Source organism: Variovorax sp. IB41 (assembly GCF_016405905.1).
Lineage (GTDB): Bacteria > Pseudomonadota > Gammaproteobacteria > Burkholderiales > Burkholderiaceae_C > Variovorax.
Window position 1 is genome coordinate 75,933 of the sequence record NZ_JAEFCB010000010.1, and the last position, 11,948, is coordinate 87,880.

Genomic DNA, 11,948 nt, shown 5'->3' on the forward strand with positions numbered 1-11,948 from the left:
ACGGGCAGGGTCCGCAATGCGGCGGTCTTTGCCGGTTCCGGGTGTCAGCTCTGGATGTAGCTGGTCAGTTGGGTGATCGTCTGCTCGTGCTCGCTGATGATGTCGTCCATCAGGTCCTGGATCGAGATCATGCCCACCACCTTGTCGCCATCGACCACCGGCAGGTGGCGGAACTTGCGCTGGCTCATCAGCGCCATGCAGGCGCGGGTGCGGGTTTGCGGTGTGACGGTCATCACGTCGGGCGTCATGATCTCCGAGACCTTCATCTCCTTGGAGTTCTTGCCCTGCAGCGCGACCTTGCGGGTGTAGTCGCGTTCGGAGAGAAAGCCCACGAGCTTCTCGCCGTCCATCACCATGAGCGCGCCGACCTCGAAGCGGGCCAGCGTGGCCAACGCATCGAACACGCTGGTGTCGGGCGCCGTGCGCCAGGCGGCGGAGTCGTGGCGCTTGAGCAGTTCGGAGACGGGTTTCATCGCAATCACTCCATCAGAAAGGTTTCGATTCGACCGACGCCGCTGGCGCCGCACTCGGTCAAATCATAGGGGCGTACAAGGCCCCCGCGATGCAAAACCCTCTAAGGGATTGCGCGTGTCCCGCACGCGCGAGAACTTAAGGTGTCGCGGCCAGCACGCGGCTGAGCGCCACGGGGTCGCCCACCACGGCCTTCACGAGGCCCTTGTCGTCGAAGTTGACCTGGTACTCCGACCAGCTGTCGCGCCAGTAACGCCACGTGGTGGCGTCCAGGCTCGGGTTCTCGCCGGCGATGGGGTAGCCGATGGCCATGAGAACCTGCTCCCGCGTCATGCCGGGCATCACCTTGCCGGCGCGGATCGCGGTGCTCACCGCGGGCGGGAAGGCGGCCATCTTCTGCTTCGGATCTTCGGTGACCACGTAGCGCTTGGCGAAGTCGATCAGCGGGATGTTGCGGCTGTAGTCGTTCTTGATGCGCTGGGGCTTGCCCGCCAGATCGAGGTTGAAGAAGCGGAAGTCGTAGGCGGTGATGCGCGCCGGTGTGCCCACGGCCACGATGCTGGTGCCCTGCTCGTCGTAGTTGATGTCGCTGATCGAATCGCCGTAGGTGCGCATGTTGCAGCACAGGTAGCCGTTGATCAGCGGGCCGGGCGGCGGCGAAGGGCGCTGGGCGTGGACGACGGACACGGGCACGACGGTGGCTGCCAGCACGGCGGCAGCGGCAAGGCGCTTGAACATGGATTTCCCTCGGTGTTGTTGGAATGGCTGCGGGGCGCAGCGCGCGGATTCTAGGGGCGATGCCGGGGCGGGCGAAGGCAGAATAGGGTTTACAGCTATGGAAAAGATAGCGTCGGCGAGCCGTTCAGGTTCCCGGGCCACAATGCCCGTCCGGCCCGCGGGCCAGGCTCCTGCAAAACCCCCTCCAGACAGCGCGACAGAAAGAGCATCCATCGATGGCGATCCAGTGGTTCCCCGGGCACATGTACACGACCCAGAAGGCCATCACCGAGCGGGTGAAGGACATCGACGTGGTCATCGAACTGCTCGACGCGCGCCTGCCCGGCTCCAGCGCCAACCCGATGCTGGCCGAGCTCACGGCCGGCCGGCCCACGCTCAAGGTGCTCAACAAGCAGGACCTGGCCGACCCCGCGCGCACCGCGCTCTGGCTTGCGCACTACAACGCGCTGCCCGCCACGCGCGCCATCGGCCTCGATGCGAGCCTGACCACGCCCGCGCAGCAGATCGTCAAGGCCTGCCACGAACTCTCGCCCAACCGCGGCGGCATGGCCAAGCCGATGCGCGTGCTGATCTGCGGCATTCCGAACGTGGGCAAGTCCACCCTCATCAACACGCTGACCGGCGGGCGCAAGGCCAAGACCGGCGACGAGGCCGGCATCACCAAGCTGGAGCAGCGCATCACGCTGGCCGACGACTTCTATTTGTGGGACACGCCCGGCATGCTGTGGCCGCGCATCGTGGTGCCCAAGAGCGGCTACAACCTGGCGGCCAGCGGGGCGGTGGGGCGCAACGCCTTCGACGAAGAAGAGGTGGCGCTCGAGTTGCTCAACTACCTGAAGACGCACTATGCGACGGGCATCGCCGAGCGCTTCAAGCTGGTCGAGCTCGATGCCCAGACCATCGCCGGCATGAAGGACGAGGACGTGCTCGACACCATCGGCCGCAAGCGCGGCGCGCTGCTGGGCAAGGGCCGCGTCAATCTGCAGAAGGCGGCGGAAATCGTGATGCACGAATTCCGCGCCGGCAACCTCGGGCGCATCACGCTGGAGACGCCCGAGGAGTTCGCGCAGTGGCTGGCCGAAGGGCAGCGCATCGATGCGGAGCGCGCGGCCAAGAAGGCGGCGCGCGGCAAGAAGCGCAAGTCCGGCGACGAGCCCGCGGCAGCGGATTGAACGGGCATCGGGGCCGTCGGCTGAACGCGAACGGACCGCCCACTATCATCGAAACATGCAACGCCTCACGCGCCAGCGCAACGCTGTTTTCTCCGCCTTCAGCGACGCCGGTCGCGTATTGACCGCACCCGAAATCCTCGAGCACGCACGCGAGATCGTGCCCGAGATCAGCCTGTCCACCGTGTACCGCCAGGTCTCCCTGCTGCTGGCCGACGGCGAGATCGCGAAGGTCGAATTGCCGGGCGAACCGGCGCGCTACGAAGTGGCCTGCAAGCCCGCCGCGCACCGCCACGCGCACCACGACGGCAAAGAGGCCGACCACCACCATCACTACTTCCATTGCTCGGGCTGCGGGCAGGTGTTCCTGCTGCACGCATGCCCCGGGCCGATGGACGATCTCGCGCCCAAGGGCTTTCAGGTCAAGAGCCACGAGGTGACGCTGCACGGGCTGTGCGCGGCGTGCGTCGATACAGGCGGCAAGGCGGGCCACAACGCGGGTAGACACAAGGCGCACTGACGCGTCAGGCTGCCGCCAGCTTTGCGATGTTATTGAGAATGAATTCTCAATAACGTATAGTCACGGGTCCGAACCTTTTCGATCGACCCCTGACCCCTCATCCCTATGCAAGTCCTGTCCTCGCTCAAGGAAGCCAAGAAGCGTCACCGCGATTGCCAGGTGGTGACGCGGCGCGGCCGCACGTACGTCATCTGCAAGTCAAACCCGCGCTTCAAGGCGCGGCAGGGCGGCGCCAAGAACAGGCACAAGCGCTGAACCGGCGCTGACGACAAGGCGGGGCACCTCCCGCCGGCACACCTTCACGACTGAACCGCTCTGCATCGGCGCACCCCGCGCCGCCGCAGGCCTGCGCGCGTCTTTTCCTTTCACCGGAACCCTGTCCATGCTCCGAGCCATCGGCCTCACCAAACAGTACGGCGCGCACACCGCGCTCGACCGCCTCGACCTCGACATCCGCGGCGGCGACATCTACTGCCTGCTGGGCGCGAACGGCGCGGGCAAGACGACGACCATCAACCTGTTCCTGAACTTCATCGCGCCCACCAGCGGCACGGTGGAAATCAACGGCGTGGACGTCACGCGCCACCCCGTCGCCACCAAAGAGGACGTGGCGTACATCCCCGAGCAGGTCACGCTGTACGGCACGCTCTCGGGCCTGGAGAACCTGCGCTTCTTCGCGGGCCTCGCGCTCGGCCACGAGCTGCCGCGCTCGCGCCTGCTCGCGTTGATGACCGAGGTGGGGCTCGACCACGCGGCCGCGGACAAGCGCGTCTCCGCCTATTCGAAGGGCATGCGGCAGAAGGTGTGGATCGCGGTGGCGATCGCCAAGGAGGCCAAGGCGCTGCTGCTGGACGAACCGACCTCGGGGCTCGACCCGCACGCCGCCGCCGAGTTCTCCGACCTGCTGCGCCGCGCGGCCGACAGCGGCGTGGCGGTGCTCACCACCACGCACGACCTGTTCCATGCGCAGCAGACCGCCACGCGCGTCGGGATCATGAAGCGCGGGCGCCTCGTCGAAAGCCTCGATGGCGAAGCGCAGATCGCCAACACCGACCTGCAGTCGCTGTACCTGCAGCACATGAGGGCCTGAGCATGCTGCTGCACTGGATCGCACGACGCGAATCTCTCGAACGCCTGCGCGACGGGCGCCTGTACTGGGCCGGCGGGCTCGTGGTGGTGCTGCTCTTCACCGCGCTCGCCGTGGGCTGGGCGCACCAGCGCGATGCCCATGCCGAGCAGGTCGCCGCACAGGCGATGGACTACCGCGACTGGCTGCACCAGGACAAGCGCCACCCGCACGACGCCGCCCACCAGGGCATGCACGCCTTCAAGCCCGAGCCGCCGCTGTCGATGGTCGACTCGGGCATCAACCCCTTCATCGGCAGCACCGTGTGGCTGCAGGCGCACCGCCAGAGCGAGGTGAAGTTCAACGCCGCGCAGGACGCGACCGGCCTGCAGCGCTTCGGCAACCTCTCGGTCGGCTGGATCCTGCAGGTGCTCGGTCCGCTGCTGGTGATCGTGCTGGGCTTCAATGCGTTCGCGGGCGAGCGCGAGCAGGGCATCCTGCGGCAGACGCTGAGCCTGGGCGTGGCGCCGCTGCGGCTGCTGGCCGGAAAGGCGCTCGCGCTCTCGGCCTCGCTCGCGGTGCTGCTGGTGCCGGCTGCGCTCGTCGCGGCCATCGCGGTGGCCGTGGGCGCGGAGCAGGGCGAGCGCATCGACGCGCTGCTGCGCCTGGCCGCATGGGCGATCGGCTATGCCGTGTACCTCGGCATCTTCGTGTTCCTCGTGCTGGGCGTCTCGGCGATGTCGGCCACCTCGCGCACCGCGATCACCGTGCTGCTCGCCCTGTGGATCGGCCAGGCGGTGATGGCGCCGCGCGTGCTCTCCGAGCTGTCGCGCACCTGGTTCCCGAGCCCGACGCGGTTGGAGTTCAACCAGCAGCTCGGCGCCGAACTCAAGACCGTGTCGGACCAGGTCTGGCAGCAGAACTTCGGCACCACCGAGCGCTGGGGCCGCGACGTGCCGTTGAGCAAATGGGGCATCGCGCTGCGGCTGGACGACCAGGCCTCCTACCCCGTGTACGACCGGCACTACGGGCGCCTCTGGGACACCTGGGAACAACAGCAGACCGTGCAGGAGTGGAGCGGCCTCGTGCTGCCGATCCTGGCGATCCGCAGCTTCTCGATGGGCATGGCGGGTACCGATTTTTCGCACCACCGCCGCTTCACGACCGCGGCCGAACTGCACCGCCGCAACATCCAGGACCTGATGAGCAAGGACCTGGTGGCGCATGCCGATCCACTGGGCGACCGCCACTTCTCCTACCAGGCCACGCCCGCGCTCTGGGCCACCGTGCCGCCGTTCGACTACCACCCGCCGGGCGCGGGATGGGCGCTGCTGCATCAGGCGCGCAGCCTGGGCGTGCTCTGCGCTGGCTTGCTGCTCGCAGCGGTGTTCGCGGCCGTCGCCACGCTGCGCCAGCGCGCGCTTTGAAAGAGGGATGAAGCACATGTCCATCCATCCCCCGCAAGGCCGCCGCCTGCTGGCCGTCATGCGCCAGGAAATCCGCCTGATGCTCGCCGAGCGCGGCCTCTGGATCGTCGGCGCGCTGTTCCTGCTGCTTGTGGCCTATGCGCTCGGCAACGGCCTCGTGCAGACCGCCAAGCGCGACCGCGCGCAGGCGGCCGTCGCGCAGGCCGACCGCGACATCCGCGCCGGCCAGCGCGTGCAGCTCGAAGCCATCCTCGCGGGCACCGCGCAGCCCACGCCGTTCGAGAACCCAGCCGATCCGTCGCGCATGGCGAGCGGCTACGGCGGCCAGCATGCGCTGCTGCCGACCGCGCCGCTGGGCCCGGTCGCGCTGGGGCAGAGCGACCTGTTCTCGAGCCAGTACAAGGTCACGAACCAGAGCCGCGTGGTGTTCATGAACCCGAGCGACATCGAAAACCCGTGGCACCTGCTGAGCGGGCATTTCGACCTGGCGTTCGTCATCGTGTACCTGCTGCCGCTCCTGATCTTCGCGCTCAGCTACAACCTCCTGTCGGCGGAGCGCGAGAACGGCACCTTGCGGCTGCTGCTGTCGCAGCCCTTGCGCCTTCGCACGCTGCTCGCGGGCAAGCTCACGGTGCGCGCCGCGGTGCTGCTGGGGCCCGCGGTGCTGCTGCCGGTGGCGGTGCTGTGGGTCGCGCGCCATGCGGGGCTCGCCGGCAGCTCGGGCAGCGCGACGCTCTGGTGGGCGCTGCTCGTGGGCGCGTACGCGCTCTTCTGGTTCGCGTTGGTCGTGGCGGTGAATGCCTTCGGCGCCTCGTCGGCGACCAATGCGATGGTGCTGGTGATCGCGTGGGTGATGCTCGTGCTGGTCGCGCCGGTGCTGCTCAACCTTGCCGTCACGCAGGCCGCGCCGGCGCCTTCGCGCACCGAGCTCGCCACGCGCCAGCGCGTGGTCACGGCCGAGTCGATGAAGCGCCACCAGGACCTGCTGGGCACCGAATACCAGCACGTGGGCCACGGCGCGATCCTCGTGCCGCGCAACGGCAAGATCGAGATCGCCGGCCGCGCGCTGGCCAACTACCACATCGAGCGCGAGGTGGACGAAGCGATCCGCCCGGCGCTCGACCGTTTCGATGCGCAGCAGGCGCGCCAGCAGCAGCTGCTCGGCCGCTTCGGCGCCGTGTCGCCCGCGGCCGTGGCCTACGAGGGCATGACCGCGCTGGCCGGCAACGGTGCGCGCCGCCATGCGCGCTTCGAGGCGCAGACCGTCGCGCACCACGAGGCGTGGAAGGCCTTCTTCTTTCCGCGCATCGATGCGCGCGACGCGCTCACGCCGCCCGAGTTCGACCGCATTCCCGCGTTCGCCTGGCAGGAGGAGCCCGCCGGCCTGCTGCGCGGCCAGGCCGCGCTCGCGGTGCTGCAGCTGCTGGTGCCCAGCCTGCTGCTCTTCGGCCTCGCGGCATGGCGGCTGCGGCGCTTCTCGGTCGCTTAGTGCGTCACACCGATTTTCAGTTTCGTCTCCAACCAATCAGTCTCATGATCCAGTTCACCCGCACGGCCATGGCGGTGGCCGCCGTCACCGCATTTCAGGCAACGTATGCGCAGAGCAGCGCCGGCCTCGACGCCATCACCGTCGAAGGCAACCGCGATGCCAGCAGCCTGCACCTGGAGGAATCGAGCGGCACCGCCTCGCGCCTGGGCCTCTCGGTGCGCGAGACGCCGGCCTCCGTCGAGATCCTCTCGCAGGATGCGATCCAGCAGCGCGGCGCGCGCACCTTCAGCGAGGCCCTGCGCGGCATGGCGGGCCTGTCGGGGGGCGGCCCGCCGTCGTCGCCGACGACGCTCTCCACGCGCGGCTTCACCAGCCTCATGTACCTCTACGACGGCGTGCGCAGCTCTGGCGCGGGCGTCACCAACCGCGTGCAGGACACCTGGAACTACGACCGCATCGAAGTGCTCAAGGGCCCGGCCTCGGTGCTCGACGGCGAAGGCGCCATCGGCGGCGTCGTCAACTTCGTGACCAAGCGGCCCGACCGCGACAACCCGCACAAGGAGGCGCTGCTCTCGTACGGCAGCTACGGCGCCACGCGCGCGGCCTTCGGCTTCGGCGGCGCGCTGGGCGATGCGAGCGCCTACCGCATCGACTACAGCCGCAACGACACCAAGGTGGGCACCATCGACCGCAACGGCGAGCGCATCGATCACTTCACCAGCGGCATCGCGCTCGACCTCGGCGGCTCGGTGAAGCTGGACCTCTCGTTCGACTACCTGCGCGACAACAACGACGCCTACTGGGGCACGCCGCTGGTGCCGCGCGGCTTCGCCACGCAGCCAACGAACGTGGTGAGCACGTCCGACGGCCGCGTGATCGACCGGCGCATGGCGCGCACCAACTACAACGTGCTCGACGACGACAACTCGTCGGAAACCTACTGGCTGCGCGCACGCCTGACCGGCCAGCTCGACGGCGGTTGGTCGTGGCGCAACGAGTTCTCGGCCAACAAGTCGAACCGCGTGTTCCGCAACTCCGAGAGCGCGACATTCGTGGCACCGACCAGCATCGCGCGCGACCAGACGCTCATCACGCACGACCAGGACTTCTGGCTCGACCGATTCGACGCCACCCACAAGGGCACGATCGGCGGCATGGACAACCGCTTCGTCGTCGGCGGCGAATACAGCGAGACGCGCTTCGGCAGCCAGCGGCGCTTCTCGAACAGCAGCGCGGCGACTGCGAGCTTGCTGCGCGTGCCGGTGTTCGATCCGTACGTGGGCTTCTTCAACGACGACCCGGCGCTGAGCGTGGGCGGCGGCAACCGGACGAACACCATGTCGAAGGTGAAGGTCACCTCGGTCTTCGTCGAAGACGCGCTCAAGCCGGTGCGCAACCTCACGCTGGTCGGGGGCCTGCGCCACGACCGCACCGATGTCGACCGCGCCATCACCGACCTGAACCTGGGCAGCTACACGCGCTTCAACACCAGCTACCGCTCGACCTCGGGCCGCATCGGCGCGGTGTACGACCTCACGCCGCAATCGAGCGTCTACGCGCAGTACACGAACGCGACGCTGCCGGTGAACTCGCTCTTCCTGCTGTCGGCGTCGAACGCCGCGTTCCCGATGTCGCGCGGCAAGCAGGCCGAGGTGGGCTTCAAGCAGAGCCTGCCCGAAGCCAACCTGGAGTGGACCGCGGCCGCCTACAAGATCGAGCTGGACAACGTGCTCTCGCGCGATCCGGCCAACGCGGCCAACACGGTGAACAACGGCCGCCAGTCGTCGCGCGGCCTGGAGCTCTCGGCGGTATGGAAGCCCACACGCGAGTGGACGTTCGCGGGCAATCTCGCGGCGCTCGATGCGCGCTTCGACACGCTGGTGGAGGCGGGCAACGTCTCGCGCGTAGGCAAGACGCCGCCCAACGTGCCCGAGCGCGTGGCCAACGTCTTCGCGACCTACCGGCCGGGCAATTCGAAGCTCGAATACTTCGTGTCGCTCAACCGCACGGGCCCCATGTTCACCGACACCGCCAACGAGATCCGCATCAACGGCTACACCACCATGGACGCGGCGGTGAGCTACCGCATGAAGAACGCGTTGCTGAGTTTTCGCGTGCGCAACCTGACCGACAAGCTCTACGCCACCTGGGTGGGACGCGCCACCAGCCAGGTGCTGCTGGCGCCGCGGCGCACCTTCGAGGTGTCGGCCAAGTTCGACTTCTGAGTGCGCGTGCTCAGCGCATCTGCAGGCGCGCGTCCTTCGGGTAGCTGATGGTGTAGTCGGCCGCCACGCGCGCGGTCTTGCCGGCGTCCAGGTCGAAGCTCCACATCGCCAGACCCGGCTGCTTGTTCCACGCGAGCTCGCCCGGCTGCGGCGAGAACTGCGAAGCGACGCGCACCTGCTCGTCCACAGACACCGGCGCCGCCTCGAGCACCTGCACCGCGATGGGCGTGCGGTGGCGGTTCTCGACCACGTAGGCGCGCTGCACCTTGCGCTCGGCGCGCGTGCCGGCGAAGCCGCCCGTGCCCTGGTTGTCGCGCTCGGGCTCGGCCTGCACTCGCACCAGTTCGTCGCGGCCGAACGAGAGCGTCAGGCGCGCATCGCTCGGTGCCGTCCATTGCCCGTTGCCGACGAAATTGCCGTCGCGGTAGAGCTGCATCGGGCCGGCCGGCCACACGCCCGTGGGCTGCGAGAGATCCGCGACCAAGAAGGCGCTTGGGTCCACGCGCGGACTCGTGCGCGAGGCGAGCCTGGCGGTGTCTTCGTACTGGCCGAGCGCCATCGTCACGCGTTGGCCGTTGGAGGGCACGTCGATGCTTTGCGGCACCGAGAATTCGGTGGCGAAGCTGTTGTCGAACACGCTCACGTCGAACAGCGGTGCGCGGCGTTCCATGGCCGACTCCTTGGCGATGGGCGCCATGGCCGAAGCAGCCGGTGCCGCCGGATAGGCCATGTCGGCGCGGGCACGTTGCGGCTGCGGTGGCGGCTCGATGCCGATGCGCCACGCGCCCGGCATGCGGCCCGTGGTTTCGCGGCGCGGCTGGCCGGTGGAGAGCACCAGCTTCACGCCGCGCCAGTCTTCGCCCGTGGCCTGTGCGACCAGCGCCTGGCGCTCGATGCGCACCTTGCGCGTGGCGGTGTCGAGCAGCGCGCGGTAGGTGGGCGTCCAGCCGGGGCCGTTGACCTGGTAGCTGAGCTTCACTTCGGCGTCGGCGCTGGCCGCCAGCGTGACGGTCACGGCCACCACCTGCGCGCCGTTGCCCTGCGAGCGCGTGCGCTCGGCCAGCAGCGGGTTGAGCTGGCGGTCGATGTCGCCCTGCTTGCGCGCGAGCTGGTGCTGCTTGAGCAGCGAGTCCTGCCCGGTGCGGCGCATCGCGTCGGTCATCGCGGCAAGGTTGCGCGCGTCCATCGGCGCGCGGGCGCCCTGCTGCGTATCGCCGCCCGAGAGACCCTTGAGGTAACCCGTGACCATGCCCAGCGCATCGCTCTCGGCCTGGAGCGCGGCCTTCTGGTCCTCGAGTTCGCGGATGCGGCCGTCGAGCGCGCTGGTCGCGCAGCGCGCCGAGAGCTCGCGCTGCTCGGCGAGCACCGAGGTCTCGCCCACGCGCACCGACGCATCGGCCGACACCTGCAGGCTCTGCACGTCCAGCCCGGCCGGCAGGCACGCGAAGGTGACCGAGCGGCCGCCGGCCGCGACGCGCGCCACGCGCTCCACGGTGGCGCTGCCGGGGTACACCTTGACCTGGGTGATGCGCGAGTCGACCGAGGCCGCGGCCTGCGTCTGTGCATGCGCGCTGGCGTTCAGCACGAGCCAGGTGGCCGCGACGACGGTGGCGCGCAAGAGGAGGGCGGGGGACGGTGCGTTCATGACGGGCCTTCGGGATGAGTGAGATGAATGGATCGGTCCGCACTCATACGGATGAGCGCGCGCAGCGGGGTTAAGCCGCCCGAAATTTTTTGAATCGCCGGCGGCGCTGTCGCCAATGCAACCGCGCGCGCCTCGGCGGTCGCGCGCGCGACGACGCGCGGCGGTGGCTTTTCCTAGAGTGGGTCCGCGCGCACCCCCCACCTCTTGCCTCCACCCTTTTTCATCGAAGGAGCTCCTCATGCTCGACACCATTCAAGCCATCAACAAGACCGCCGCGTTCAACCGCTGGGCCGGCATCGAAGTCACCGGCGCCGCCAACGGCGAGGCCGAGCTGCGCATGCGCTGGCGCGCGGAAGACATGGGCCAGTACGCCGGCTTTCTTCACGCGGGAATGATCGCCGCGCTGCTCGACACGGTGAGCGGCTACGCGGCCGCCACCGTCTCGGGCCGGGTGCTGGCCTCGCACTTCTCGGTCAACTGCATCTCGCCCGCGATAGGGCAGGTGTTCGTGGCGCGGGGCCGCGTGGTGAAGGCTGGGCGCAAGCAAGTATTCGCCGCGGCCGAGCTCTATGCCGAAGACGAAGCGGGCGCGCAGAAGCTCGTCGCGACGGGCAGCGCCATCCTCGTTCCGGTCGCGGAAACGCCGGACAACGTACCGAAGATGTAACGCCGGGCGGACCGCACGCGCGGCCGCGCCGAACCGTTCGTTAGAGCTTCCCGATTACTCCGGGCGCAGCCGCGCACCCGCGCCCCCGAGGCGCGATGCCGCGCAACCCACGCCGCATGGGAATACGACGTTAAGACCTCATTGCGCCTAGTTCAGAACACACGCTGACGCAATAAGACAACGAGTCTTTTACTGAGTTGACACTTTGAAGTAAACGCTTAGAGACAAACGTAAAGCAACTGTTAAAAAAGCACACCGACCCTGCGGCTGACGGTCACGCCATCTCGCGAACCGTCCGGCTCGTGCCGTGCTGTCGATGGCTCGATGAAAAGCTTGAACGTTTGGTTTGCATTCAGGGATCTGCTGTCACTGCGTCTTCGTTGCGGGGTGCTGCCCGCCGTGCCTGCCCGACCTGCGGTCAGGCACATCCATCTTCTTGAATCCGTTTTGCACCGGTGTGCGTACGCGCATCTGCGGGCGCGGCCTTTTCGCCGCGTCGCCGGGCAAAAGCAATAGGTTCTGGTTACACCC

11 protein-coding genes are annotated in these 11,948 nt (G+C 68.3%); 8 read left to right on the plus strand and 3 right to left on the minus strand.

Features of this window, described 5'->3' with window-relative positions; all coding sequences use genetic code 11:
* Positions 1-44 precede the first annotated feature (44 nt).
* Both JC881_RS18950 and bamE read right to left on the minus strand, forming a co-directional pair.
* Positions 45-473 (minus strand): CBS domain-containing protein, encoded by a 429-nt coding sequence (locus tag JC881_RS18950; RefSeq protein ID WP_042581711.1) that lies wholly within the window; start codon positions 471-473, stop codon positions 45-47.
* A 136-nt stretch (positions 474-609) separates the two neighbouring features.
* Positions 610-1,209 (minus strand): outer membrane protein assembly factor BamE domain-containing protein, encoded by a 600-nt coding sequence (bamE, locus tag JC881_RS18955; protein WP_198787258.1) that lies wholly within the window; start codon positions 1,207-1,209, stop codon positions 610-612.
* A 215-nt stretch (positions 1,210-1,424) separates the two neighbouring features.
* Here bamE and ylqF point away from each other — a divergent pair, with 215 nt between their 5' ends.
* From ylqF to JC881_RS18990, 7 genes are all read left to right on the plus strand, one after another.
* The gene (ylqF, locus tag JC881_RS18960; protein ID WP_198787259.1) at positions 1,425-2,381 is read left to right on the plus strand and encodes a ribosome biogenesis GTPase YlqF; all 957 of its coding nucleotides are present in this window, start codon (positions 1,425-1,427) and stop codon (positions 2,379-2,381) included.
* Between the two features lie 55 nt (positions 2,382-2,436).
* Positions 2,437-2,898, plus strand: a complete 462-nt coding sequence (locus JC881_RS18965) for a Fur family transcriptional regulator (protein ID WP_198787260.1) — start codon at positions 2,437-2,439, stop codon at positions 2,896-2,898.
* A gap of 105 nt (positions 2,899-3,003) precedes the next feature.
* Positions 3,004-3,153, plus strand: a complete 150-nt coding sequence (gene ykgO / locus JC881_RS18970; protein WP_019654976.1) for a type B 50S ribosomal protein L36 — start codon at positions 3,004-3,006, stop codon at positions 3,151-3,153.
* Between the two features lie 127 nt (positions 3,154-3,280).
* Entirely contained in the window at positions 3,281-3,988 is a 708-nt protein-coding gene (locus tag JC881_RS18975; RefSeq protein WP_198787261.1) for an ABC transporter ATP-binding protein, read from the plus strand.
* Between the two features lie 2 nt (positions 3,989-3,990).
* A complete protein-coding gene (locus JC881_RS18980) occupies positions 3,991-5,391 on the plus strand; it encodes an ABC transporter permease subunit (protein WP_198787262.1) in 1,401 nt (466 codons plus the stop codon).
* A 16-nt stretch (positions 5,392-5,407) separates the two neighbouring features.
* Entirely contained in the window at positions 5,408-6,880 is a 1,473-nt protein-coding gene (locus JC881_RS18985; RefSeq protein WP_198787263.1) for an ABC transporter permease subunit, read from the plus strand.
* A 44-nt stretch (positions 6,881-6,924) separates the two neighbouring features.
* Entirely contained in the window at positions 6,925-9,105 is a 2,181-nt protein-coding gene (locus JC881_RS18990; protein WP_198787264.1) for a TonB-dependent receptor, read from the plus strand.
* A 10-nt stretch (positions 9,106-9,115) separates the two neighbouring features.
* Here the strand turns inward: JC881_RS18990 and JC881_RS18995 are convergent, their stop codons facing one another.
* Positions 9,116-10,750, minus strand: coding sequence for a DUF4139 domain-containing protein (locus JC881_RS18995; RefSeq protein ID WP_198787265.1), 1,635 nt, complete (start codon positions 10,748-10,750; stop codon positions 9,116-9,118).
* Positions 10,751-10,988: 238 nt separating this feature from the next.
* On the opposite strand from JC881_RS18995, the gene JC881_RS19000 reads away from it, so the two are divergent.
* A complete protein-coding gene (locus tag JC881_RS19000) occupies positions 10,989-11,417 on the plus strand; it encodes a PaaI family thioesterase (RefSeq protein ID WP_198787266.1) in 429 nt (142 codons plus the stop codon).
* Positions 11,418-11,948 lie beyond the last annotated feature (531 nt).

Bases quoted from the DNA above. Each gene is read 5' to 3' on its own strand.
- bamE (WP_198787258.1), bottom strand. From the start codon at position 1,209: ATGTTCAAGCGCCTTGCCGCTGCCGCCGTGCTGGCAGCCACCGTCGTG.
- JC881_RS18950 (WP_042581711.1), bottom strand. From the start codon at position 473: ATGAAACCCGTCTCCGAACTGCTCAAGCGCCACGACTCCGCCGCCTGG.
- JC881_RS18995 (WP_198787265.1), bottom strand. From the start codon at position 10,750: ATGAACGCACCGTCCCCCGCCCTCCTCTTGCGCGCCACCGTCGTCGCG.
- ylqF (WP_198787259.1), top strand. From the start codon at position 1,425: ATGGCGATCCAGTGGTTCCCCGGGCACATGTACACGACCCAGAAGGCC.
- ykgO (WP_019654976.1), top strand. From the start codon at position 3,004: ATGCAAGTCCTGTCCTCGCTCAAGGAAGCCAAGAAGCGTCACCGCGAT.
- JC881_RS18980 (WP_198787262.1), top strand. From the start codon at position 3,991: ATGCTGCTGCACTGGATCGCACGACGCGAATCTCTCGAACGCCTGCGC.
- JC881_RS18990 (WP_198787264.1), top strand. From the start codon at position 6,925: ATGATCCAGTTCACCCGCACGGCCATGGCGGTGGCCGCCGTCACCGCA.
- JC881_RS19000 (WP_198787266.1), top strand. From the start codon at position 10,989: ATGCTCGACACCATTCAAGCCATCAACAAGACCGCCGCGTTCAACCGC.
- JC881_RS18965 (WP_198787260.1), top strand. From the start codon at position 2,437: ATGCAACGCCTCACGCGCCAGCGCAACGCTGTTTTCTCCGCCTTCAGC.
- JC881_RS18975 (WP_198787261.1), top strand. From the start codon at position 3,281: ATGCTCCGAGCCATCGGCCTCACCAAACAGTACGGCGCGCACACCGCG.
- JC881_RS18985 (WP_198787263.1), top strand. From the start codon at position 5,408: ATGTCCATCCATCCCCCGCAAGGCCGCCGCCTGCTGGCCGTCATGCGC.